The organism is Flagellimonas okinawensis (genome assembly GCF_029194005.1).
GTDB lineage: Bacteria > Bacteroidota > Bacteroidia > Flavobacteriales > Flavobacteriaceae > Flagellimonas > Flagellimonas okinawensis.
The window spans coordinates 371,612-395,271 of sequence record NZ_JARFVA010000002.1 but is presented as its reverse complement, the minus strand read 5'-3'; the positions used below and the strand labels follow the sequence as shown (position 1 = coordinate 395,271).

23 protein-coding genes are annotated in these 23,660 nt (G+C 41.5%); 11 read left to right on the top strand and 12 right to left on the bottom strand.

Annotation, left to right across the window (positions count from 1 at the left end):
* Positions 1–31: 31 nt before the first annotated feature.
* The 5 genes from PY091_RS07580 (at position 32) to PY091_RS07560 (ending at position 5,870) form a co-directional block, all read left to right on the top strand.
* Positions 32–1,432, top strand: coding sequence for an efflux transporter outer membrane subunit (locus PY091_RS07580; RefSeq protein WP_275649104.1), 1,401 nt, complete (start codon positions 32–34; stop codon positions 1,430–1,432).
* Positions 1,433–1,436: 4 nt separating this feature from the next.
* Complete coding sequence (locus PY091_RS07575; protein ID WP_275649103.1) at positions 1,437–2,042, top strand: TetR/AcrR family transcriptional regulator; 606 nt, start codon at positions 1,437–1,439, stop codon at positions 2,040–2,042.
* A gap of 140 nt (positions 2,043–2,182) precedes the next feature.
* Positions 2,183–3,382, top strand: coding sequence for a pyridoxal phosphate-dependent aminotransferase (locus tag PY091_RS07570; protein ID WP_275649102.1), 1,200 nt, complete (start codon positions 2,183–2,185; stop codon positions 3,380–3,382).
* Entirely contained in the window at positions 3,382–4,521 is a 1,140-nt protein-coding gene (locus PY091_RS07565; RefSeq protein ID WP_275649101.1) for an AEC family transporter, read from the top strand. The genes PY091_RS07570 and PY091_RS07565 overlap by 1 nt, the downstream gene beginning before the upstream one ends.
* A 53-nt stretch (positions 4,522–4,574) precedes the next feature.
* A complete protein-coding gene (locus tag PY091_RS07560) occupies positions 4,575–5,870 on the top strand; it encodes a Zn-dependent hydrolase (RefSeq protein WP_275649100.1) in 1,296 nt (431 codons plus the stop codon).
* A 10-nt stretch (positions 5,871–5,880) separates the two neighbouring features.
* Here PY091_RS07560 and PY091_RS07555 read toward each other — a convergent pair whose 3' ends face one another.
* Both PY091_RS07555 and PY091_RS07550 read right to left on the bottom strand, forming a co-directional pair.
* Positions 5,881–6,546 carry a lysoplasmalogenase gene (locus tag PY091_RS07555; protein WP_275649099.1) on the bottom strand — a complete coding sequence of 222 codons (666 nt, stop codon included), beginning with the start codon at positions 6,544–6,546 and terminating at the stop codon, positions 5,881–5,883.
* On the bottom strand, positions 6,540–7,013 hold the full coding sequence (locus tag PY091_RS07550; protein ID WP_275649098.1) for a CYTH domain-containing protein: 474 nt from the start codon (positions 7,011–7,013) through the stop codon (positions 6,540–6,542). Before PY091_RS07550 ends, PY091_RS07555 begins: the two co-directional genes overlap by 7 nt.
* Positions 7,014–7,040: 27 nt before the next feature.
* Between PY091_RS07550 and dinB the strand changes: the two genes are divergently transcribed.
* On the top strand, positions 7,041–8,141 hold the full coding sequence (dinB, locus tag PY091_RS07545) for a DNA polymerase IV (RefSeq protein ID WP_275649097.1): 1,101 nt from the start codon (positions 7,041–7,043) through the stop codon (positions 8,139–8,141).
* A 34-nt stretch (positions 8,142–8,175) separates the two neighbouring features.
* On the opposite strand, the gene PY091_RS07540 is transcribed toward dinB, so the two are convergent.
* Positions 8,176–10,956: a M16 family metallopeptidase gene (locus tag PY091_RS07540; RefSeq protein WP_275649096.1), complete on the bottom strand. Its 2,781-nt coding sequence runs from the start codon at positions 10,954–10,956 to the stop codon at positions 8,176–8,178.
* A 247-nt stretch (positions 10,957–11,203) separates the two neighbouring features.
* On the opposite strand from PY091_RS07540, the gene PY091_RS07535 reads away from it, so the two are divergent.
* On the top strand, positions 11,204–11,782 hold the full coding sequence (locus PY091_RS07535) for a TetR/AcrR family transcriptional regulator (RefSeq protein WP_275649095.1): 579 nt from the start codon (positions 11,204–11,206) through the stop codon (positions 11,780–11,782).
* A 49-nt stretch (positions 11,783–11,831) separates the two neighbouring features.
* Here the strand turns inward: PY091_RS07535 and PY091_RS07530 are convergent, their stop codons facing one another.
* The 8 genes from PY091_RS07530 to PY091_RS07495 all read right to left on the bottom strand — a co-directional run bounded on the left by PY091_RS07530 (position 11,832) and on the right by PY091_RS07495 (position 18,026).
* On the bottom strand, positions 11,832–12,380 hold the full coding sequence (locus PY091_RS07530; protein WP_275649094.1) for a carboxymuconolactone decarboxylase family protein: 549 nt from the start codon (positions 12,378–12,380) through the stop codon (positions 11,832–11,834).
* A 31-nt stretch (positions 12,381–12,411) separates the two neighbouring features.
* Positions 12,412–12,570 carry a hypothetical protein gene (locus tag PY091_RS07525; protein WP_275649093.1) on the bottom strand — a complete coding sequence of 53 codons (159 nt, stop codon included), beginning with the start codon at positions 12,568–12,570 and terminating at the stop codon, positions 12,412–12,414.
* Between the two features lie 92 nt (positions 12,571–12,662).
* Positions 12,663–13,511 carry a helix-turn-helix domain-containing protein gene (locus tag PY091_RS07520; protein ID WP_275649092.1) on the bottom strand — a complete coding sequence of 283 codons (849 nt, stop codon included), beginning with the start codon at positions 13,509–13,511 and terminating at the stop codon, positions 12,663–12,665.
* Positions 13,512–13,672: 161 nt separating this feature from the next.
* Positions 13,673–15,115 carry a pyruvate kinase gene (gene pyk, locus PY091_RS07515; RefSeq protein ID WP_275649091.1) on the bottom strand — a complete coding sequence of 481 codons (1,443 nt, stop codon included), beginning with the start codon at positions 15,113–15,115 and terminating at the stop codon, positions 13,673–13,675.
* 2 nt (positions 15,116–15,117) lie between these two features.
* Positions 15,118–15,588, bottom strand: coding sequence for an IPExxxVDY family protein (locus tag PY091_RS07510; protein ID WP_275649090.1), 471 nt, complete (start codon positions 15,586–15,588; stop codon positions 15,118–15,120).
* 105 nt (positions 15,589–15,693) lie between these two features.
* Entirely contained in the window at positions 15,694–16,431 is a 738-nt protein-coding gene (gene rnc / locus PY091_RS07505; RefSeq protein ID WP_275649089.1) for a ribonuclease III, read from the bottom strand.
* A gap of 9 nt (positions 16,432–16,440) precedes the next feature.
* Positions 16,441–17,691, bottom strand: a complete 1,251-nt coding sequence (gene fabF, locus PY091_RS07500) for a beta-ketoacyl-ACP synthase II (RefSeq protein ID WP_275649088.1) — start codon at positions 17,689–17,691, stop codon at positions 16,441–16,443.
* A 101-nt stretch (positions 17,692–17,792) separates the two neighbouring features.
* Positions 17,793–18,026, bottom strand: coding sequence for an acyl carrier protein (locus PY091_RS07495; RefSeq protein WP_009778413.1), 234 nt, complete (start codon positions 18,024–18,026; stop codon positions 17,793–17,795).
* A gap of 162 nt (positions 18,027–18,188) precedes the next feature.
* Here PY091_RS07495 and purN point away from each other — a divergent pair, with 162 nt between their 5' ends.
* From purN to PY091_RS07475, 4 genes are all read left to right on the top strand, one after another.
* Positions 18,189–18,752 (top strand): phosphoribosylglycinamide formyltransferase, encoded by a 564-nt coding sequence (gene purN / locus PY091_RS07490; protein ID WP_275649087.1) that lies wholly within the window; start codon positions 18,189–18,191, stop codon positions 18,750–18,752.
* Complete coding sequence (locus PY091_RS07485; protein WP_275649086.1) at positions 18,752–19,387, top strand: ribonuclease H family protein; 636 nt, start codon at positions 18,752–18,754, stop codon at positions 19,385–19,387. Before purN ends, PY091_RS07485 begins: the two co-directional genes overlap by 1 nt.
* Before the next feature lie 76 nt (positions 19,388–19,463).
* A complete protein-coding gene (locus tag PY091_RS07480; protein ID WP_275649085.1) occupies positions 19,464–20,390 on the top strand; it encodes a PfkB family carbohydrate kinase in 927 nt (308 codons plus the stop codon).
* A 43-nt stretch (positions 20,391–20,433) separates the two neighbouring features.
* Complete coding sequence (locus tag PY091_RS07475; protein WP_275649084.1) at positions 20,434–22,332, top strand: amidophosphoribosyltransferase; 1,899 nt, start codon at positions 20,434–20,436, stop codon at positions 22,330–22,332.
* Between the two features lie 663 nt (positions 22,333–22,995).
* Here the strand turns inward: PY091_RS07475 and PY091_RS07470 are convergent.
* Positions 22,996–23,604: a superoxide dismutase gene (locus tag PY091_RS07470; RefSeq protein WP_275649083.1), complete on the bottom strand. Its 609-nt coding sequence runs from the start codon at positions 23,602–23,604 to the stop codon at positions 22,996–22,998.
* Positions 23,605–23,660: the final 56 nt, after the last annotated feature.

Below are 23,660 nucleotides of genomic sequence, written 5' to 3'. Positions count from 1 at the left end.
TTATTCTTTGATCAAACAAAGTATATCATTCATGAAAATAAAATCAACATATAAACTGCTCTTGGTATTTACAGCACCACTATTATTGCAATCATGCTTTGTGGCCAAAAATTACTCAAGACCAGAAATAGAGACAGAAAATCTCTACCGTACCGATAATCTACCACAGGACAGTGTTTCCATGGCAGACGTATCTTGGAGAGACCTTTTTAACGATGACCAGCTAAAGCAATATATCGACAATGCATTGGCGAACAACCTCGACATACGAATTGCACTGCAGAATGTTGTGGCCGCAGAAGCATATGTAAAACAAGGGAAAGCCGGGTATTATCCTACACTCTCCGGTACAGCTAGTTTCACAAGGACCAAAAACTCACGGAACAGTCAGTTCGGTAGCTTTTTTACCAGTGCATTGGAACAATATGAACTATCCGGTGCTCTTTCTTGGGAGGCAGATGTTTGGGGAAAAATAAGGAGCAATAAGAGAGCCTTTAGTGCTTCTTATCTACAGAGTGTTTCGGCTCACCAAGCTGTTAAAACCAATTTGATCGCCAGTTTGGCCAGCACTTACTATCAATTGATGGCCTTGGACAAGCAATTGGAAGTTGCCCGTAAAACATTGGAATCTAGGAAAACTAGTTTGGAAACCACCATTGCCCTAAAGGAAGCGGGACAGGTCACAGAAGTTGCCGTAAAGCAAACGGAGGCCCAAATGCATACCACGGAAATTATTGTGATCGACCTTGAGAACAATATCAAATTATTGGAAAATGCCTTTAGTATTTTGTTGGGCGAAGCTCCACAAAAGATTCAAAGAGGTAGTTTGGACAATCAATCCATTGAAACAGAGTTGAGCACCGGTGTGCCTTATTTATTGTTGGCCAATAGACCTGATTTAATGCAGGCAGAATATGGGCTTATCAATGCATTTGAATTGACCAATGTAGCCAAAAGCAGTATGTATCCATCATTGAGTTTGTCGGCATCTGGAGGCTTTCAAAGTCTGGAGTTTGACAATTGGCTAGACGCCAGTTCCCTATTCTCCAATTTGGTGGGGTCGTTAACACAGCCCATATTTAATGGCAGGCGGCTCCGAACACAAATGGAAGTGGCAAAAGCTCAGCAAGAACAAGCTTTATTGACTTACAAACAGGCCTTACTTACAGCTGGAAGAGAAGTTAGCGATGCACTTTATACCTACGAAGCAGAGACCCAAAAATTGGAAGCTCGCTCCAAAGAACTAGACGCTTATTCAAAGGCAGAAGACTATTCCGAAGAATTGCTGAACAATGGTTTGGCCAATTATTTGGAAGTGCTAACGGCTCGTCAAAATGCATTGAACTCTGAACTCAACTATGTGGATACCCGATATGCACAATTAAACTCCATCGTGGAATTGTACAGGGCATTAGGAGGTGGCTGGAAATAAAACAATGGTAGAGGATAGGAAGGATATTTTGGTCTATGCCATAGAGAACTTTACCAAATTCGGAAGTAAAAGGTTCTCCATGGACGAATTGGCCTCAAATCTGGGAATTTCCAAAAAAACACTCTACAGGTATTTTGGCAGCAAGGAAGTATTGGTGCGGGAAAGTTTAACCTATTATTTTGACAAAATCCTTGCGGACATCAATAAATATATCCTCGAAAATCCCAATGAAGAGCAGCCTCTTACCACTGTTATATATATTTATAAGCAAGGGTTGATGACCTTTCAGGAAATCAACCCTTCATTTTTACACGGACTCAATAAATACTACCCCAAAGCTTATCAGCAATATTCCCAATTAAAAGAAGATATTGTTTGGAATATGGTTTGCCCACTACTGCTAAAAGCCCAAAAGTTGGGACAGGTGCGCAAAAATGTTAATGTAGAGTTGGTCTGTGTGCTCTTTTTGTCCAGAATGGAAGAAATCGTTTATTCCAAGCCCAATTTATTTGATGATTATAGCATTCATGAATTATTGGAACACATCATTATCAATAATCTAAGGGGCATCCTTACGTTGTCATATCTTCAAAAAAGCCCCTTACAGTAGTCCCTTTAACTAACAATTTTTTAAAGAAACTACCTCAATTTTAATATATTCTTCTTTAAACCCTTGATTTTTACGTTTTTAGTGTTGTTTTTAGGGAATTGATCGCGTATTTTTAAATTCTTCATAAAAACTAAAAACCAATGGGAACTACAACTAACATCAACAGACGCGATTGGATAAGAAAAAGTGTGCTCACTGCCGGTGGTGCAATGGCTTTGCCCTACATAGGATTGGCCGAAACACCTAAAGCTCCATTAACCTTGGATGCCGAAGGCAATGCCGTTTACAGCCCCTTCTTTAAGGAATATTTACCTAAACCTGAAGCAGCCCTCCCTGAATTGGCGGCCAAACTAAATGCAAACGAGAACCCATACGGTCCTTCTCCAATGGCATTGGAAGCCTTTAAAAATTCAGCATCGGGAGGAAATAGATATGCATGGAAAGAACTTTTTCAGCTAGTAGATAAGATTGCCGATTTTGAAGGTGTTGAGAGCAAAAATATTATGATGGGACCAGGCTCCTCCGATTTATTGGAAAAAACAGCCATGGTTTTCTTTATGAACGGTGGAAATGTGGTTTCTGCAGACCCTGCCTATATGTCGTTAATTAGAGTTGCAGAATCTGTAGGCGCTACTTGGAAACCTGTTCCACTAAAAGATGATTGGTCACACGACCTAAAGGCAATGGAAGACGCCATTGACGATGAAACAAAGTTGGTTTATATCTGTAACCCCAACAACCCGACAGGTTCTATGACGGACCACGAAGAATTAGTGGATTTCTGTTCCCGTGTTTCGGAAAAAGTACCCGTATTCGTGGATGAAGCCTATTTATGGTTCTTGGATGAAGGCGCCAAAAAAAGTATGGTTTCCCTTATCAATGAAGGAAAAGATGTGATCATCGCAAGAACATTTTCCAAAATACACGGTATGGCCGGTTTAAGAGTTGGTTATATTGTAGCATTGGAAGAAACATTGGGCAGACTTCAAAAAATAACCAGAGGTGGTATGGGAATCACATTGCCTTCTGTATATGCAGCAATGGCAGCAATGGATGATGCCGAGTTCATTGAAAAATCACGTACCCTGAATGCAGAATGTAGGGACTATGTGTACCAAAGCTTGGAAAAATTGGGCATAACCTCATATGTTCCCTCTTCCACAAGTTTTATCATTTTCCCAATTGAAATGGAGGGTAGAGCATTCTTAGAGCAAATGACAGAGTTAAAGGTGGGGGTTCGTGCTTTCCAATTTATGGACCAAAACTGGTGCCGAGTTAGTATGGGAACCATGGACGAAATGAAAACATTTACCGCCGCACTCAATAAAGTGTTGGTATAGTGGATGTAGGCATACAAAAGACCATCGTATTTCTTTTTTTCATCTTCATTGGGGTTTTACTTAAAGTAAAGTTCAAGTCCAAAGAAGAGATTACTGGAATAAAAAAGGTAATTCTTAACCTAGCGTTGCCAGCAACCATATTTATCGCGTTGCTCGGCATTAAGGTAGAATTGCATCTATTAATATTGCCTATACTGGCCCTTGGACTTAACCTTCTTTTGTTTTTTGCCATGCCTCTTATTTTGCCCCTTATGGGCATAGGCAAAGGAACTTCGGAATATAGGACTGCAAAATTATTGGTGCCTTCATTGGCGCCAGGGTTATCGTCATTTCCATTTATTTTGGAATTTTTAGGTGATGAATACCTTGCCAAGGCGGCCATGTCCGATTTGGGAAACAAAGTGTTCGTACTTTTCTTTTTGTATTTGGTGGCCATGAACTGGCATTATAGTTTACAGACCAATGAAAAGCGCAACGGGAGTGCCAAATTAAAACCGTTGATCAAAGCCATGATTTCAGAGCCGGTCAATGTTTTTATTGCCGCTGCACTCGCTTTACTAGCTTTTGGTTTAAGTATGGACTCGCTACCATTTTTTATGAGCGAGACCTTGGAAAAGTTAAGTCTGATCATGACCCCTTTGGTCCTACTTTTTATAGGATTGGCGGTAAAAATCAAAAGGAAACAATTCTTTCAGATTTTTTCCCTGTTGAGTACCCGTGCAGGACTGGTATTGCTCATTTCCGGGCTTTTCGTGACCATTAGCGGTATAGAGGCCAAAAATGAAATATTATTGACCTTGGCCTTTGGTTTGAGTGCTTGCAGCTTTTGGCCCTATGCTCACATTGCCGCTGTGGACAGTATGGAGATGGATAAAAAAGCAAAGAAGAAAACATTTAGCAGTGACTTTGGTGTAGCCATTTTAGCATTGTCCTTCCCATTATCCACGATGCTGATTTTGGCCACATTGAACAGCGGTTCCTTTTTTGTGAACCCGGTCAATATCTTTTTAATGGCAATGATCTTGTTGGCCGTTGGGTTTACAATACCATTGTTGAGTGGTGTGAATAAAAAAAAGTGGTCTGGCCAAAAATTGATAGACCATGAGATTAAATCGGCCGCTACCGAAAAAGCAGCATAAATAACTAAGAAAAGTTGTTTCTAAATCCCTATATTTCAAAAAACTAGGGAACCATGAAACAACTTTTCTTTTTTATTGCCTTCATTTTATACTTGGGAAATATCTCAGCCCAGGACCTTACGATCAAAATCAACCAAGACAGACTTGAAGATAGAATTTACCAACTTGCCGAATTTGGAAAGCAAGAAAATGGTGAAACGGAACGGGTAGCTTTTAGTGATGCTGATATCGAAGCCCGGCAATGGGTAATACAAACCCTGCAAGGATTTGCTATGGAGGTTAAGATCGATCCCGCAGGAAACATTATCGGAACAAGGCAGGGCACGGACAAATCCAAAAAACCCATTGCTTTTGGTTCCCATATTGATAGAGTGCCAAATGGAGGCAACTATGATGGGTGTGTAGGTTCTATGGCCGCTTTGGAAGTTATAGAAACCCTAAACGAAAACAATATTGAAACCTCCCATCCTCTTGAAGTGATCATTTTCCCGAATGAAGAAGGCGGTGTAATGGGAAGCAGGGCCATGGCAGGAAACTTGGGAAAAACAGCACTTGGGGTAGTCAATTCCACCGGATATTCTATGGGAGAGGGTATTATGAGAATCGGTGGGGATACCACAAACCTTATCAAAGCCAAACGGGAACCGGGAAGCCTGGCCGCGTTCTTGGAACTTCATATAGAACAAGGTGGCAAGCTTGAAAAAGAAAATCTGGACATAGGAGTAGTCGAAGGAATTGTTGGGCTTAAATGGTGGGATGTTGTTTTTACGGGATTCGCCAACCATGCGGGCACCACTCCTATGAATTCAAGGCAAGATGCGCTGCTGGCAGCTTCAAAGTTTGTTGTCGCCGTCAATGAAATCACAAATAGTTTTGAAGGAAGTCAAGTAGGCACCGTGGGGCGTATAACCGCCGAACCTGGAGCCCCAAATGTAATACCTGGAAAAGTGACAGCAAGCTTGGAAATTCGTGACCTTTCTTCGGAGGTCATTCAAAATGTTTATCTGGCAATCAAACAAAAAACAGAAGAAATCGCTAAAAACTCCAATGTATCCGTAGAATTCTTGCCATTGGATACTACCTCCGAACCAGCATTGACTGATGCTGGCATCCAAAAGCAAATAGAGTCATCAGCTCAAGCCTTAGGACTCACATATCAGTACATGCCAAGTGGTGCGGGTCATGACTCACAGGATATTTCACGATTTGCCCCGGTAGGTATGATCTTCGTGCCAAGTAAGGGAGGAATTAGTCATTCACCCAAAGAATTTACCTCAGCAGAAGATATGGCGAATGGAGCCAATGTATTATTGCATTCCGTTTTGTCCTTGGACAAGAAGTTGGATTGAGTTATCGGATCTACGACAAGTTTATACTCCTAGTTGCATTGGCAATAAACGCAATACTGATCCAATACGTAGCTAAGATCAAAGGGCCAGAAAGGTAAAAGGGAGTCTTGAATTTGGTAATTGCCAATAGTGTATCCGAAAACATAAAGAACAATACAGCCATGGCCATCCAAGCATGTGCGTTATTTCTATCACGTAGGTACAGACCAACTCCTTGCCATGCCATAAATGTTATGATCAGCACATAAACTGAAACGGGTAACAGCAAATCCCCTAATCCAGGTTTTAACCAAAAAAACAATACTCCGGCAATTCCAAAAAGCACCAGAAAGGATATCCAGTTCTTGTAAAACCCTTTATACCTGATAAATGCAACCGAGAATAGGATATGGGCCAATAAAAATGATACAAGACCCAACAAAAAATAATCTTCAAAAAGCAAAAGTATGTCCCCTAATAAGCAGAAAACTAAACCTAAGACCACTGTTCTGACCAATGGAGTGTAGCGCTTTTGGGGAACAACGAACAATAAAGTAATCACCAAGATTGTCGTCAATGGTTTTAAGAACATATATAGATGCCTGTCTCCATACAATTCAAAATAAATCGCCATGGATGCAGACAAGAATATCAACATATTGAGGACCAACCTTGCCCTTTCGGATTTGGCTACCATTTCTTAAATGGTTTTATACTCAACTGTGAATTATAATAACGTACTTGACCGGTTACTTCCTCACCCAACCAATCCGGTTTTTCAAAACGTTCCTCTTCGTGCTTAAGTTCCACTTCTGCCAATACTAGGCCCTTGTTTTCACCCAGAAACTCATCTACTTCAAACAGGTGGTTCTCAAAAGGCACTTCAAACCGAATCTTTTCCAAAATCCCAGCCTCACAGAGATCAATTAAATTAGTCGCTTCCGAAGCACTGATCTCTGTTTCCCACTCAAATCGCGTGGTACCGGATTCGTTACTGGCCCCTTTAACCGTTAAAAAACCTTTATCTCCCTTAATTCTGACCCTCACGGTTCTCTCAGGGTCCGTATTCAAGAATCCTTGAACTATACGGGTCTGGGAAGTGGCTTTTTGTTTAAACTCCTCAGACCTGACCAAAAACTTTCGTTCTATTTCCAAATGTTCCATCAAACTAAATATACCCTAAATTTGAAAATGGACTTCGATTTCCCCTTAAGAAAAATCATTCATGTGGACATGGATGCCTTTTATGCATCCGTGGAACAACATGACAACCCTGAATTGAAGGGCAAGCCCATAGCGGTCGGTGGAGGTTCCAAACGCGGTGTAGTCTCAGCCGCAAGTTATGAGGCACGTAAATTCGGGGTGCGGAGTGCCATGGCTGGCAGTATTGCCCGTAGAAATTGCCCCGATCTTATTTTTGTAAAGCCCCGGTTTGAGAGATATAAAGAGGTTTCCCTACAAATCCGGAGTATTTTTTTTGAATACACCGAGCTTGTGGAACCCTTGTCCTTGGATGAAGCCTATTTGGATGTAACGGAAAACAAAAAAGGGAACCCTTCTGCCACATTGATCGCAAAGGAAATACGTCAAAAAATTCTCGAGAAAACTGGCCTGACCGCCTCGGCGGGAATCTCAATAAACAAGTTTATAGCCAAGGTTGCCAGTGATTACAATAAACCAAACGGGCAAAAAACCGTAAATCCGGAAGAGGTAATTATATTTTTGGAAAATCTGGATATCAGAAAATTTTACGGGGTAGGTAAAGTAACCGCGGAAAAGATGTATCGTTTGGGAATTTTTACCGGAAAGGACCTCAAAGAAAAATCGTTGGAGTTCCTTGACCAACATTTTGGCAAAAGTGGCAGTCATTATTACAATGTGGTGAGAGGAAAACATTTGAGCAGTGTAAAGCCACATCGCATACCTAAATCGGTAGGTGCCGAACGTACATTCTTTGAAAACTTGAGCAGTGAAATATTTATGCTCGAAAAACTGGAAAACATTGCAACAGAGCTTGAAAGAAGACTTCAAAAATCAAAAATTGCAGGTAAAACAATCACTTTAAAAATAAAGTATAGCGACTTTACGCTCCAGACTCGAAGCAAAACCCTACCCTACTTTATTGCGAGCAAGGATTTGATTTTGGAGGCCGCCAAAGAACTTTTATACCAATCCACTTTGGAAAATTCAGTGAGATTGCTCGGTATTTCATTGGCCAACCTCAATACGGAAAAAGAAAAGGAAGAACCTGAAAAGGAATCCGTATTGGTACAACTCAAATTTGATTTTTAAAAGAAAAGCCTCCCTGTTGGGAGGCTCTTACTCATTAATTTTTTATATCCGTTTCCATTGGTTTAACCGCTGGTTTCTTGGGGTTCCCATCAGCATCGATCTCTATGATGTTGTCAAAACCAAGTTCGTCCAATTTATTGATGATCTCGGCTCTATCCCCGACCATGAACCAATTTACCTTATCTGGCTGAACCACTTGGTTGCTCACTTTTTTGATATCATCCAAAGAGAGGTTCCTAACATTCTGATCGTATTTTTGATAGTAATCGTCGGGCAAGTTGTAACGGATCAAATTCCTTACCGAACTGTTGACCGAGCTATTGGTCTCCCATTGTCCCGGTAACTTTAGTACCTGATTGGTTTTAACTTTTTCCAATTCTTCACTAGTTGCAGGTTTTGTTGAGGTAAATTCGGAGATTTCCTTTCTGATCTCTGTTACCGATTCTGCTGTTTTATCCGTTTGTACCGGTGCATAAACAATAAAGGGGCGTTCTTCCTTGGATCCCATTACAAAACCCCCGGCTCCATAGGACCAATGTTTGTCCTCCCTAAGGTTCATATTGATTCTTGACGTGAAATCACCTCCAAGAATGTTCACCATTTGCTCCAATGCAATTTCCGAAACATCACCGTACTTTTCGGTCAAGTGCCCTGCCAGTATCACAGACTGTTGGGATTCCGGACGGTTCATTAAATAAAGTGTGTTTTTGGTATTGGTTTTCGGCTCCTTAAATGCAATTGTCGGCACATCTCCTTTTTTCCATTTGCCCAAGGTTTTCTCCAACTTGGATTTCAACTCGCTCATCTCCACATCCCCGGTAACGATCAAAGTGGAATTATTTGGTTTAAACCAGGTATCGTAAAAATCAACAACATCTTCCCTTGTCAACTTAGAAACCGTTTCCTCGTACCCTGTCCCAGTATATGGACTGCTATACGGATGGTCTTCTCCATAAAGGTACTTGTTCATTACCCTTAAGGCCATGGTAATGGGTTGTGACTTTTCCCGCTTTATATTGTTGATCTGTTCTTTTTGTAAACGCTCGAATTCCTTCTCCGGGAACACCGGGTTGAGCAATACATCCATGAACAAATCCAAACTGGCATCCAAACTTGGTTTTAGGGTGCTCATATATACATTGGATTCATCTTGACTTGAAAAAGTGCTCAAAGACGCTCCCAATAGCTGAAGCTGTTCGTTGATTTCGAGGGAATTTTTATCCTTGGTTCCCTCATCCATTAAATTCATGGCCAAATTTGCAGTTCCCGGAGAGGACAGATAATCTGTTTTGTATCCTGCATCGGCCACAAGGTTGATAATTACGGTCGGCACTCCTGTCCTTTTCGCCAGTACCACCTCGAGACCATTGGACAATTGGGTGCGTTCCAATTCGGGGAATTTAGAACTTTTTGGTGCACCAAGTTCCGGTAGTTTGCTTCTGTCTACTGTAGATTCAACAATTTCATATTCAGGGAATGGCCTACAGATCAAAATGTGCTTTCCTTTGGTCAACCATTTCTCAGCTGTATTTTTCAGGTCCTCGGCGGTGGCTTCTTCCACAAATTTTAATTGGGTCTTGTAGTAAGATGCATCTCCATGGTATGTTTGGTTAGAGGCAAGAATATCCGACACCCCGCCAAAGCCACCGATGCGTTCCAAACCTTTAATAAAGTTGGCAAAGTAGTTGGCTTTTACCCTTTTCAGTTCTTCTTCGGTAGGACCTTCCTTGATAAATCTTTCGATTTCAGCTTCAAGTTCCCTTTCCAGTTTTGCTGCGTCCTCGCCTTGTTTTACATTCAACCAGGTGATAAATTCACTGGCGATTTCGCTGGAAGACTGAAAAGATACCGCCGCACTGGCTGATTGATCTTGATAGATGAACTTTTGATATAACCTTGAGTTTTTACCGCTGGTCAAAATTGCAGAAATCAAATCAAAATGAAGGTCTTCCCTTGCTCCAAAAGGAGGAGAGTTCCAAGCAAACAAAACTCGAGTTTCCGGAACACGGTCCTGATACTCCTGACGGGAATCGGTCACCTTGTTCGGGATATTGACTTCCTGTCTCTCCACCGTCGGCCCAGATGGGATATCTCCAAAATATTTGATTACTTTTTGGTGTACTTCTTCGGCATCCACGTCACCAGCGACGGCAAGTACCGCATTTGCGGTTCCGTAGTAGGATTTGAACCAATCCTGTACATCTTCCAAAGAGGCGGCGTTCAAGTCCTCCATTTCACCGATTACGGTCCAAGAATAGGGGTGGCCTTTAGGGTACATGGCTTTGGTTAAATAATCCCATTGCATGCCATAGGGCTGATTCTCCCCTTGTCTTTTCTCATTCTGAACAACACCTCGCTGTTCATCCAACTTTTCTTGGTCAATGGCTCCCAGCAGGTGTCCCATTCTATCAGACTCCAAAAACAGTACTTGATCCAAAGCGGAAACCGGTACATTTTGGAAGTAATTGGTACGATCGTTGTTCGTGGTTCCATTGAGATCTGTACCCCCAATACTTTCCAGTGCCTGAAAATAATCTGTGTTGTAGTTTTCGCTACCATTGAACATTAGGTGCTCAAACAAGTGGGCAAAACCACTTTTTCCAGGTTTTTCGTTCTTAGAACCCACATGGTACCAAACATTGACTGCCGCAATGGGAGCTTTATGATCTTCGTGGACCAATAAAGTCAAGCCGTTTTTTAAAGTGTATTTTTTGTAAGCGATGTCAATATCGTCCGCTTTAAACTGAAATCCTTGCCCATATCCAATGGTAAAGGACAAAATGGCCATAATACAGGCCAGAAGTAACTTTTTCATTTAGGTAGTGTTTTAATTATTTGATTGATAATATTGAATATTACAATATAGGAAATTGTTTGCAACAAACGCTATTTTAAACAGTTAGCTTAAGAAAAGGATTTCTTTCCCAATGGGGAATACCTTTCCATGACCTAAAAAAGTTGATTTTACCCTCACACCGGTATCAGTTTAATTGCCCGACCCAATATTTCTTTATTAATTTGTAGTACCATCGACCACCATTAACTATATTCTTTCACATTTTATGCAACGAAATGAATTGCACGAGCATATTATATCCTCAGCTGGAGAACTTTTCTATTCTCAGGGATATAATTCAACTGGGGTCAACGAAATCATAAACAAGTGCGATATAGCAAAAGCTACGCTGTACAGCCATTTTAAATCCAAAGAGGATATTTGTGTGGCTTATCTGAATCAGCGCCATACTGATTTTATGGAAAGGCTTAAAAACTATGTTGCTCAAAGACAATCGGGGAGAAACCAGTTGTTGGCTATTTTCGACTTGCTCAGGGACCTATACCTCGAGGAAAATTTTCAAGGCTGCTGGAGCATTAAAACACTTGGTGAACTTTCTCCTGATCAAACTAAAATTCTAAAAGTAATTCAACAGCAAAAAAAGGAATTGCTGCTGTTTTTGGGTGAAGTGGTCGGTGATAACATTTCCAATCTTTCCCGTGCCGAAACGGAGAAAATATCGGGAGGCCTTTATCTTTTGTATGAAAGCGCAGTAATGGAAAGTCATCTTTTTAAAAACGATTGGCCCATATTTATGGCCAAGAGCATAGCTCCGTCCCTTTTTGCCGATGCCGAACTTACATAAAAAAAGCCCCTTCAGTTCGAAGGGGCTTTAACATAGAATAACGATTTCCTTACGCGATCTCTGTTTCCAAAGGTTGTGCTACTGGAAAATCCACAGGTACTTTTGTTGTGCTATGAACGTAGTTTGAAATGGTTTTATCTCCCACCAAAACTATGGTATCTATTAAATTCTCCTTGGTCCAACCGGCCGCAAAGAATTCATCCAAAATATGGGCATCTGTTGCTCCTCTATTTTCTGTAATGTTTTTGGCCAATCGAGCCAGGGCATCCAATTTTTGATCAAAAGAAGCGGTACCTCCCCTTAATTCCAAAATTTGCTCGTCTGTAAAGCCGTTCATTTTTCCGATAGCGGTATGTGCGGACAAACAATAAATACAATTGTTCACCTGGCTTACGGCCAAGTTCACTACTTCCTTCTCCTTGGCCTTTAATGATGTTTTAGCATTGGAAAGTCCTAAATAATTGCCCAAGGCATTTTCCGAGTGGGCATAGGTCGCAAACAAGTTGGGGACAAAGCCAACGGCTTTTTCCAAATTGTCAAAAATAGCCTGGTTGGCTGAACTTACTTCTTCTCTTTTAGGTACATTGATCGTGCTCATGATTATAAATTTTAAAATGAATTATTATTGATTAATAGTTTTGTACAAATGGTTGCTCCGCATCACAATAAAAATCGTGATGGTACTTTTGCTCACAGTGTTCGGAAACCTTTACGGTTTGTGCCTCTGTTTTCTGTGGAGTTCTAAAAATCTCAATGAGATTGAAAATGGATTTTTCTGTGGATTTCATCTTATATCTGTTTTTTGATTACAGGGCAAAGATGCTCCGAAAAGAAGGGTGGGTGTTAGGAAGGATTTCCCGACGGCTTGACCAATTTTCCCTTAGGCTACCAAAAGCAGGTTTTCACGGTATTCCGAAGGTGTCATTTGGGTCATTTTTTTGAAAAAACGGCTAAAATGCGCCGGGTCGTTAAAGCCAAGTTCAAAAGCAATTTCCTGATTTTGCTTGTCGGTAAAATTAATCAATCGCTTTGCCTCGAGTGCAATACGTTCCAGAATGATCTGCTGTGGGGACTTTTGGTTGTAGATGGAGAACAGGTTAGAAAGCGTTTTGGGCGACTTGAACAATAATTCGGCATAATCGCTCACTTTCCTCTTTGTCCTAAAATGTATGTCGACCAAAAAATTGAACCTGCGAATCGTATCTATTTGGTCGTTACCAAGTGTTTTTACAATAAGTTGGTCCTTTGCCAATCGGGTACTCATGATAATCATTCTTTTTAAAAGCATTTGCAACATATCGCCCTGTATGTTGTCCGGAGTAGAAAACTCTTCAATGAACATATCGTGCAATAGATTGAACTTTTTAAGTTGATCCTTGGGCACCGTTATTATGGGAATATCCTGCGTTCCAAAAAACAGAATTCCGTTACATGAAACCTCGCTGTCGTGATCGGCTATACAATAGAACTCCCTGTTGAACAATATAGCTGTGAGCGGCAATTGGGTTTCCGAATAGGAGATGTGCTGTAGGTAGGTAACCGTTATTATCTGGTCGGGCAACAGGTCCAAGTCCATCCCATCTATTTGGATGGTTAGGGGTGAATTGTTCCTGTTCCATAAAAATTTAATGGTCTTAGCGGTAATGGAAAATCGTTCTTGGTCATTTTTGATATCGTCCGTAAACCCTAAAATGGCCCCTAATCTGGAATCGGTGTATTGGTGTAGCATGGATTGTTTGTTCTGTTACTGAACAATTAGTCCTTCCAAATTGAACTTACTTACATAGAATCAGTTGGACACTGCCAAAACAAGAGAATGCTGTTTTTGCGAATAAAAAAAGGCGTGCATTTTAAGAATGCACGCCTTTTTCTGTTTATGGTTTACTGCTGTTAAAAATTACAGCTTTCTATCTCGGTTACACGCAAGGTGTTCACCATTCCTTTTTCTTTTATAGGCATAGCTGCCAAACTCACGAGCATATCCCCAACATCCAAAAAGCCTTTTTCACAGGCAATTTGGTTTACATCTTCAATGGTTTGATCGGTAGATACAAACTTATCATAATAAAAGGCCTTAACTCCCCAAAGTAAGTTAAGCTGGGTCAATATTCGCTTATTGGATGTGAAAACCAAAATATGTGCTGCCGGTCTCCATGCAGAAATCTGGAATGCGGTATATCCACTGTTCGTCAATGTTGAAATGGCCCTTGCCTGGATTTCGTTCGCCATTAGCGCGGCATGGTAACAAATGGATTTGGTGATATACCTTTTGGTCCTAATATGTGGAGGTGTTTGTGGCACCTTGATCAAACTAGAACCTTCCACACTAGAGACAATACTGGCCATTTTCTCGATTACTTGCACCGGGTAGTTCCCTACGGATGTTTCGCCAGATAACATTACGGCATCGGCACCATCCATAACAGAGTTGGCAACATCGTTCACTTCTGCCCTGGTAGGTGTCAAGCTCGTGATCATGGTTTCCATCATCTGGGTGGCAATAATCACAGGGATTCTACCTTTTTTGGCACTTAGAACCAACTTTTTCTGGATCAATGGTACCTCTTGCGCAGGTACTTCTACACCCAGATCCCCACGAGCTACCATTAGGCCATCGCATTGTGTAACGATCTTGTCAATATTTTCTACGGCCTCAGGTTTTTCTATTTTAGCTATAATCGGGATTTTATGCTCCGAATGTTTTTGAATAAGTTCCTGAAGGTCTATGATATCCTGGCTATGTCGCACAAAAGAGAGTGCCATCCAATCCACTTGTTGCCCAATGGCAAAAATGGCGTCCTTGATATCCTTTTTGGTTAGTGCCGGCAAGGAAATATCCGTGTTGGGAAGGTTTACTCCTTTTTTGGACTTTAGGGGTCCTCCCTGAATTACTGTCGCTACCACTTCGTCCTTTCCGTTGGTGGATTTTGCTTCGAAAATCAATTTACCATCATCCAATAGGATTCGCTCTCCCGGTTTAACGTCCTTAGGAAAGTTTTGGTAGTTCATATATACCCTTGATGCCGTACCTTCAAAAGGCTCCCCAGTGGCAAAGGTCACTTCGTCTCCGGGTGCCACCACGGCCTCTCCGCCCATTACACCCACTCTAAGTTTAGGTCCTTGTAAGTCGGCAAGTATGGCAGTGTTGGTCTCCAACTCATCATTTAGTTCCCTTATCATTTTAATACGCTCGGCCACATCTTCGTAGGCAGCGTGCGAAAAGTTGATTCGGAATACATCGACACCGGCCAGGATCATTTCCCTTAAGGTTTCCTTCTTACTAGTGGCTGGACCTAGGGTTGCTACAATTTTAGTCTTCTTTCTAGTTGGCATTGTTAAAAGATTAAATTTCTTTTTGATTTTAAATTCTCTGTGTCCAATGGATATGCTGTGATTACCTTGGATATTTTATTGATGGATTTAATTTTTTGAATTATCAAAGTTTCATCGGCTGCGTCCACCTTCAAAAAATAATCCACCTCTTTCCTCTCCTTCACCAAGTGATCGGTTCTTCTGGATATGTTGTTCCCGAACAATCCATCGGAAGGCACTACTTCTTCAACTTCACATTTGTTGGATATCAGTGTCCAGTATACATCGTTCATCTCATCATCCCAGTCGAACACGGAAAAAGACATGTCCTTGTTAAGGCACAGGTCCTTTTTCATCCTTTTTAAATACAATCCACAGTTGGAATTTATGGCATATGTAATGGCATAATCCTCCAAATCACTGTGTATGGCGATGAGAGAAAAACTATCGTCATATAAGTCTGCCGATATCTTGTGTGTAGTCAACATGCCCATAACACGAACGGTAAATATAGGCTTAATCCTTTTGAATGCCTAGTTTATACAAAACAATACACTTATAAATCAAGCGAAAACGTTTGAATTTACCATTATTTAAAGTTACTGATTTTCTATCCGGCTCTGCAATGCAAAATAGGCCCTTTTGGATGCCTTTTCCTCTGCTTTTTTCTTGGAGGTCGCCCTTGCTTTTGCCAACATCCTGTCCCCAATGGTAAGTTTTACGGCGAAATGTTTAAGCTCATCGTTACCGGTATCCTCGTACACGTTATAGTTGAATGGCTTCTTTTCCTTTTGACACCATTCGATCACAAGACTCTTGTAACTAATCACCTTGCCTTCCAACTGCTCTATGTCCACATAGGGTTCTATTACGCGATCATCGATAAACTTTTCGCAATAATTATATCCCCTATCCAGATAAATGGCACCAACAAGTGCTTCAAAAACGTTACCGTGTATATTCTCACCAAAATGTGCCTTGGGTATGCGGCTCTCCACATACTTCAACAGTCCAAGGTCCTTGCCCAATTCGTTCAGGTGCTTGCGGCTCACTACTTTGGAACGCATTTTTGTTAGGTAACCTTCATCGCCTTCGGGCACTTCGTTGTAAAGGTATTTGGAGATAATGGTTCCCAACATGGAGTCTCCCAAAAATTCTAATCTTTCGTAATTTAATGGGTTTCCCTTTTCGTCCTTTTTGTTCATGGAACGATGCAGGAAGGCCGTTTTATAGATTTCGATGTTTTTGGGCTTGAAACCAAGTATTTTTTTGATTCCCAAAAAAAAATCCCCATCCGTGCTCGGATGGGAATTGAATATTTTGGAAGTAAGTTTCATGCTACAAAACTACCCTAATTTTTTGAATAATACACACGCGTTATGTCCTCCAAAACCAAATGTGTTGCTCATGGCAACCTTAACATCGCGTTCTTGCGCCTTGTTAAGGGTTAGGTTCAGTGAAGGATCAATCTGTTCGTCCACAACGCTGTGGTTAATGGTCGGTGGAACCAAATTATGTTCCATGGCCAAAATGGATGCGATGGCTTCAATGGCTCCCGCAGCTCCCAACAAGTGACCGGTCATGGACTTGGTAGAGTTGATGTTGATGTCCTTGGCATGGTCTCCAAATACTTTGGAAATAGCTTTGAGCTCAGCTACATCACCGAGTGGTGTGGAGGTTCCGTGCGTATTGATTGCATCAACATCTTCCGGCTTAAGTCCGGCATTTTGCAAACAGTTTTCCATTACTTTAACCACTCCTATTCCTTCTGGGTGTGGTGCAGTCATATGGTAAGCATCACTGGAAAGACCTCCGCCCAATACTTCGGCGTATATTTTTGCTCCCCTAGCTTTGGCATGTTCGTATTCCTCCAGAATTAGTGCTCCACCCCCTTCTCCCAAGACAAATCCGTCGCGTGTGGCGTCGAATGGCCTGGAAGCAGTTTCTGGGCTTTCGTTTCTGGTTGAAAGTGCATGCATGGCATTGAAACCTCCCATACCTGCAATGGTCACTGCTGCTTCACTTCCTCCGGTTACAATAACATCACAATGTCCCAATCGAATATAATTGAGTGCATCGATCATGGCATTGGCGGAAGAGGCACAGGCAGAGACCGTAGTATAGTTAGGCCCCATGAATCCATGTTTAATGGAGATATTTCCTGGTGCTATATCAGCTATCATTTTAGGAATAAAGAATGGATTAAAACGTGGAGTACCATCGCCATTGGCATAGTTGATCACCTCGTTTTGGAAAGTTTCCAGCCCACCTATTCCTGCTCCCCATACAACACCGACCCTAAACTTGTCCACAACGTCCAAGTCAATCCCGGAGTCCGCAATGGCTTCATCTGAAGAAACCAGGGCGTACTGGGCAAACCTGTCCAGCTTTCTTGCTTCTTTCCGATCAAAATAATCGGATGGGTCGTACCCTTTGAGCTCGCAAGCAAACTTAGTCTTGAATTTTTCGGTATCGAAATAAGTTATGGGGGCAGAACCGCTCTTACCGGTTCTTAGTCCTTCCCAATAAGCTTCTAAATTGTTACCTATGGGGGTCAACGCTCCCATTCCGGTAACCACAACTCGCTTTAACTGCATTGAACTATTTTTTTACCCTTTAGACCTAAATTATAAAAAAAATTATCCATGTGATAACCACCACATGGATAATTTAAAATCTTTAGCGATATATCATTTAATTACTTAGCTTCTTCGATGTAGCTAATGGCCTGACCAACAGTGGCAATATTCTCTGCTTGGTCATCTGGTATTTGGATATCAAATTCTTTCTCAAACTCCATGATAAGTTCAACAGTGTCCAAGGAATCCGCTCCTAAGTCGTTGGTAAAGCTAGCTTCCGCTACAACTTCATTCTCATCTACACCCAGTTTATCAACGATGATAGCCTTTACTCTTGATGCAATGTCTGACATAATTATTGTGGTTTTAAAAATTTAAATCGTTGGCAAAAATATAAAACTTTGGATTAAATACACTATTTGTCGATAAAATGTGCTTTAAATAAAACATCTTAAAATGCTGTACATTACTTTAGCCGACGTAATTTAGTCCAAAATCACATCAATTCCTAACGAATGAAACGAATTGTAATCTTCGCATCGGGCAGTGGTTCGAATGCAGAAAATATTATTTCATTTTTTCGCGAGAAACCACAAGTGGAAGTGGCAGCAGTGTTGACCAATAAGAGTTCCGCCAAAGTTTTGGAACGATGCGATCGTTTGGGAGTGCCCGCTTTTTATTTCAATAAAATTGCTTTTAAAGATTCCGACACCGTGGTTCAGTTTCTTGAAGGAATACAGACAGATTTAATCGTACTCGCGGGCTTTTTATGGAAAATCCCTTCCAACCTGATCCAATCGTTTCCCGATAAAATCATCAACATTCACCCTGCCTTACTGCCAAAATATGGTGGAAAGGGCATGTATGGGGAAAGAGTGCACCAAGCTGTTAAGGAAAACAACGAGACCGAAACGGGCATTACCATACATTATGTAAACGAAAATTATGATGAAGGTGCCATCATTTTTCAAGCTAAAACCAAAGTTATTCCTTCGGACGACGCAAATTCCATTGCCGAGAAAGTACATCAACTGGAATATGAACACTTTCCGAAAGTGATAGAAAAACTACTCTCCTAATGGCCAAGAAAAAAAAGTTTTATGTGGTTTGGAAGGGAAAACACCCAGGAATATTCGAGACATGGGCAGATTGCAAAGCTCAAATTGATGGTGTAAAAGGGGCACAATACAAATCCTTCGCCACTTTTGAGGAAGCGAAAAAAGCTTACAATGGCAATTATTTGGATTTTAAGGGAAAATCAAAAGGCAAGAGTGAGCTGACTCCGGAAGAACGACTTAAAATCGGGGACCCCAATTATAATTCCATTGCAGTGGATGCAGCATCCAGCGGCAACCCTGGAAAAATGGAATACCGCGGAGTGGATACCAAGAGTAAAAAAGTACTTTTCCATCAAGGCCCTTTTGAGCAGGGGACCAGCAATGTGGGCGAGTTTCTGGCATTGGTCCATGGATTGGCCTTTTTAAAACAACATAAGAGTGACCGTATCCTGTATTCCGATTCCAGAATCGCCATTGGGTGGGTGCGGAAGAAAAAGTGTGGCACCAAATTGAACAAGACCGCAAAAAATGCGCAACTTTTTGAACTTATAGCCCGAGCTGAGGAATGGCTAAAAAAGAATAGGTTCAACACACCTATTGTAAAGTGGGAGACCAAAGCCTGGGGTGAAATTCCTGCCGATTTTGGGAGAAAATAATCCGTTTCACGAACAAAGCACCCATTTTTTGATAATTGGAACATCCATGCCGTATATTTGCAGCAAAAATTAGGGAATGGGCAAATTACTGATCGTGGGAACCATGGCTTTCGATGCCATTGAAACACCGTTCGGGAAAACTGGAAAAATATTGGGGGGCGCCGGCACCTTTATTGGTTTGGCAGCTTCACAATTTAAAATAGACTCTGCAATTGTATCCGTAGTGGGAGATGATTTTCCACAATCTTATATGGATATTCTACAAAACAAGGATATTGATCTTTCCGGTGTCGAAGTCGTTGTAGGAGGAAAAACCTTCTTTTGGGAAGGAAAGTACCATAACGATCTCAATTCCAGGGATACATTGGCCACCGAACTGAATACCTTGGCCGATTTCAATCCTGTTGTACCCAACGATTATACAAATGCCGATATTGTTATGCTCGGCAACCTCCACCCCAATATTCAACTGAGTGTAATTAATCAGATGGAAAAACGACCAAAACTTATAGTTTTGGATACCATGAATTTTTGGATGGACAATACGTGGGATGAATTGATGGCGGTGATTTCCAAAATCGATGTCATTACCATTAACGATGAAGAGGCCAGGCAAATGACCAGCGAATATTCACTGGTAAAGGCTGCGGCCAAAATTCAGGAAATGGGACCTAAATATGTCGTGATCAAAAAAGGGGAGCACGGTGCCCTTTTGTTCCATAAGGACAATATATTCTTTGCCCCGGCCCTTCCGTTGGAGGAAGTTTTTGACCCTACCGGTGCAGGGGATACCTTTGCCGGAGGCTTTGCAGGATATTTAACGGAAACCGGTAACATTTCTTTTGAAAGCATGAAAAACGCCATTATACACGGATCTAATTTAGCTTCGTTCTGTGTGGAACGTTTCGGAACCGAGCGGATGGTGGATTTAAAAAAGAGCGAGGTCGAGTCCCGCTTGGTACAGTTTAAAGAATTGACGCAGTTCAATATTGAATTAACATAAATGTTTGCCCTGAGATTTTCGGGGCTTTTTTATTTGGTTTGTTATGAGTGATCCCATTAAGCACGAATGCGGAATATCGTTGATCCGTTTGCTTAAACCCCTGGAGTACTACAAAGAAAAGTACGGTACCGCTTTTTACGGTGTAAACAAGATGTACCTGATGATGGAGAAACAGCATAATCGTGGACAGGATGGTGCTGGTTTTGCCAGTATTAAAATGGATATGCAGCCCGGTGAGCGTTACATGAGCCGTGTACGGTCTGCCCAACAGCAGCCCATCCAAGATATTTTTGCCCAGATCAACAACCGCATCAATACGGCCTTAACCGAACATCCGGAACACGAGGACGATGTGGACTGGCAAAAAAAGAACATCCCTTATATCGGAGAACTTTTGATGGGACACGTTCGCTACGGAACATTTGGAAAAAACAGTATCGAGAGCGTTCACCCATTTTTAAGACAGAACAACTGGATGCACCGTAACCTGATTGTTGCCGGTAACTTTAACATGACCAATGTTGATGAACTCTTCAGCAACTTGGTAGAACTGGGACAGCACCCCAAAGAAAAAGCGGACACAGTAACGGTGATGGAAAAAATCGGTCACTTTTTGGATGATGCCGTTGCCAAGCTCTACAAACAGATCAAAAAAGAAGGGTATACCAAAAGGGAAGCCTCCGCTTTGATCGCCGAACGTTTGAACGTCGCCAAGATTTTGAGAAAAGCCTCCAAAAACTGGGATGGCGGCTATGCCATGAGCGGACTTATCGGACACGGAGATGCCTTTGTAATGCGAGACCCTGCAGGAATTCGACCCGCATACTATTACCAGGATGATGAAGTGGTGGTTGTAGCATCCGAACGACCCGTGATCCAAACAGTTTTCAATGTGAATTTTGATGATGTTCACGAGTTGGACCCTGGACATGCCGTAATCATTAAAAAGAGCGGTTCCATGGCCTTGAAAAAAATACTGGAGCCTACAGAACGCAAAGCCTGTTCTTTTGAGCGTATTTATTTCTCTCGAGGCAGTGACAAGGAAATTTATCAGGAACGAAAAAAATTGGGGAAACTGGTATTCCCTGAAATATTAAAATCGATTGACAACGATTTGGAGAATACTGTTTTCTCTTACATTCCAAACACTGCGGAAACATCGTTCTTTGGAATGGTGAAAGAGGCCCAGAATTACCTCAACAAGAAAAAGGAGGAACAAATTTTGGCCCTTGGACCCAATATGAAGGCAGAAGAGCTTCATAAAATATTGAATATTCGCCCAAGGATAGAAAAAGTGGCCATCAAGGATGCAAAACTAAGAACCTTTATTACCCAGGATAGCAGCCGTGATGATTTAGTAACACACGTTTATGATATTTCGTACGGTTCGGTAAAACCCACCGATAACTTGGTAATCATTGATGACAGTATTGTACGCGGCACCACCTTGAAACGAAGTATCCTTAAGATCTTGGACCGATTATCACCTAAAAAGATAGTGGTGGTTTCCTCTGCACCGCAAATACGATACCCCGATTGTTACGGTATCGATATGGCCAAACTTGAGGACTTTGTTGCGTTCAAGGCCGCCCTAGCACTTCATGAAGATCACGGGACCACCCATTTGATCAAGGAAATCTATGAAAAGTGCCGGACTCAAACAGATCCAGCCAACAGGGATGCCGTTAACTATGTGAAGGAATTCTATGCTCCATTCTCCGCGAAACAAATTTCCAAGAAGATAGGTGAGATATTGAGCCCGGAAGGAATAAAAGCGGAAGTTGAAATTATTTACCAATCCATTGAAGGGCTGCACAGTGCTTGCCCTAAAAATTTGGGCGACTGGTATTTTACCGGAAACTATCCCACACCAGGTGGCAACAGAGTGGTGAACAAGGCATTTGTCAACTTTTTTGAGGGCAAGAACGAAAGAGCTTATTAATCAACCATATAGAAAAAGGGCGCAATATGTGCACTTTATCGATGAAACTAGCAGAACAGCGGGTTTTTATACAAACAGTAACCCGCAATCCTACTTTAGTATCTGCCATAGCATAAGTAGGTTAAGTTCATGGTAAGATTTGGGGCAAAAAAGGTGGAAGCTATTCCACCTTTTTTATTTTCCACACTTTTCTCGAAAAGACCGCAGAGCAAGGATTTCTTGACATTTATCAATTCATTGGACCATTTAAACACTTCAACCAATTTTGGGGGCTTTCATCCGAAAACTTGTTTTTCAAAAACCAGCTTGCCTTACATTTGGAGAACCATAGCATAAGTAGGTTAAGTTCATGGTAAGATTTGGGGAAAGAAGCCGGAGCATGCTCCGGCTTCTTTATGTTTGACTACCAAGGTTTTATCCATTTTATCGATGAACTGCACGTTTTCATTTTCTTTTAAAACGCAAAATATTTTTTAAAACCCTTTGTTATTTTACACAATACCAGTATTTTAGTCTCGCCATAGCATAAGTAGGTTAAGTTTATGGTAAGATTTGGGACGAAAAGGGTGAGGGCTTCCTCGCCCTTTTCTATTTTAGAAAAAACAAAAACAAAAAAGCCGTGCACAGTGTGCACGGCTTTCATATGTTTTGGCCAACTAGTTTTTATTTACTAGCAGCGTAATTTTCGGAAACTTTGTCCCAATTGATCACATTAAAGAATGCAGAAATGTAATCCGGGCGCTTGTTTTGGTAATTCAAATAGTATGCATGTTCCCATACATCCAAGCCCAAAATTGGATATCCACCACAACCAACTCCCGGCATAATCGGGTTATCTTGGTTCGGAGTTGAACAAATGTCAACTTTTCCACCTTTGTGAACACACAACCAGGCCCATCCGGAACCGAACTGCGTCGCCGCAGCTGAAGCGAATTTTTCCTTGAACGCATCAAAAGATCCAAAAGCATCATCAATAGCAGTAGCCAACTCACCGGAAGGAGTTCCTCCACCGTTTGGAGACATTACTTCCCAAAACAGGCAGTGGTTAAAGAATCCTCCACCATTGTTTCTAACGGCAGCGTTGGACATATCCAGACCGGAAAGAATTTCGTCGATGGACTTTCCTTCCAAATCAGTTCCTTCAATGGCTCCGTTCAATTTTGTTGTGTAGCCGTTGTGGTGCTTGGTATGGTGTATTTCCATGGTCCTAGCATCTATATGAGGTTCCAATGCATCGTACGCATACGGTAATTTAGGTAATTCAAAAGCCATATTTTTTCTTTTTTTAGGTTATTAATCGATTTGTGTAAAAATACGGATTTTAACAT

Bases quoted from the DNA above. Each gene is read 5' to 3' on its own strand.
- PY091_RS07525 (WP_275649093.1), bottom strand. From the start codon at position 12,570: ATGAAATCCACAGAAAAATCCATTTTCAATCTCATTGAGATTTTTAGA.
- PY091_RS07530 (WP_275649094.1), bottom strand. From the start codon at position 12,380: ATGAGCACGATCAATGTACCTAAAAGAGAAGAAGTAAGTTCAGCCAAC.
- PY091_RS07510 (WP_275649090.1), bottom strand. From the start codon at position 15,588: ATGGGCATGTTGACTACACACAAGATATCGGCAGACTTATATGACGAT.
- PY091_RS07575 (WP_275649103.1), top strand. From the start codon at position 1,437: ATGGTAGAGGATAGGAAGGATATTTTGGTCTATGCCATAGAGAACTTT.
- PY091_RS07570 (WP_275649102.1), top strand. From the start codon at position 2,183: ATGGGAACTACAACTAACATCAACAGACGCGATTGGATAAGAAAAAGT.
- purN (WP_275649087.1), top strand. From the start codon at position 18,189: ATGAAACGAATTGTAATCTTCGCATCGGGCAGTGGTTCGAATGCAGAA.
- PY091_RS07550 (WP_275649098.1), bottom strand. From the start codon at position 7,013: ATGGAACATTTGGAAATAGAACGAAAGTTTTTGGTCAGGTCTGAGGAG.
- rnc (WP_275649089.1), bottom strand. From the start codon at position 16,431: ATGAAACTTACTTCCAAAATATTCAATTCCCATCCGAGCACGGATGGG.
- PY091_RS07560 (WP_275649100.1), top strand. From the start codon at position 4,575: ATGAAACAACTTTTCTTTTTTATTGCCTTCATTTTATACTTGGGAAAT.
- PY091_RS07535 (WP_275649095.1), top strand. From the start codon at position 11,204: ATGCAACGAAATGAATTGCACGAGCATATTATATCCTCAGCTGGAGAA.
- PY091_RS07540 (WP_275649096.1), bottom strand. From the start codon at position 10,956: ATGAAAAAGTTACTTCTGGCCTGTATTATGGCCATTTTGTCCTTTACC.
- PY091_RS07470 (WP_275649083.1), bottom strand. From the start codon at position 23,604: ATGGCTTTTGAATTACCTAAATTACCGTATGCGTACGATGCATTGGAA.
- dinB (WP_275649097.1), top strand. From the start codon at position 7,041: ATGGACTTCGATTTCCCCTTAAGAAAAATCATTCATGTGGACATGGAT.
- PY091_RS07520 (WP_275649092.1), bottom strand. From the start codon at position 13,511: ATGCTACACCAATACACCGATTCCAGATTAGGGGCCATTTTAGGGTTT.
- PY091_RS07555 (WP_275649099.1), bottom strand. From the start codon at position 6,546: ATGGTAGCCAAATCCGAAAGGGCAAGGTTGGTCCTCAATATGTTGATA.
- pyk (WP_275649091.1), bottom strand. From the start codon at position 15,115: ATGCCAACTAGAAAGAAGACTAAAATTGTAGCAACCCTAGGTCCAGCC.
- PY091_RS07475 (WP_275649084.1), top strand. From the start codon at position 20,434: ATGAGTGATCCCATTAAGCACGAATGCGGAATATCGTTGATCCGTTTG.
- PY091_RS07480 (WP_275649085.1), top strand. From the start codon at position 19,464: ATGGGCAAATTACTGATCGTGGGAACCATGGCTTTCGATGCCATTGAA.
- PY091_RS07495 (WP_009778413.1), bottom strand. From the start codon at position 18,026: ATGTCAGACATTGCATCAAGAGTAAAGGCTATCATCGTTGATAAACTG.
- fabF (WP_275649088.1), bottom strand. From the start codon at position 17,691: ATGCAGTTAAAGCGAGTTGTGGTTACCGGAATGGGAGCGTTGACCCCC.
- PY091_RS07485 (WP_275649086.1), top strand. From the start codon at position 18,752: ATGGCCAAGAAAAAAAAGTTTTATGTGGTTTGGAAGGGAAAACACCCA.
- PY091_RS07580 (WP_275649104.1), top strand. From the start codon at position 32: ATGAAAATAAAATCAACATATAAACTGCTCTTGGTATTTACAGCACCA.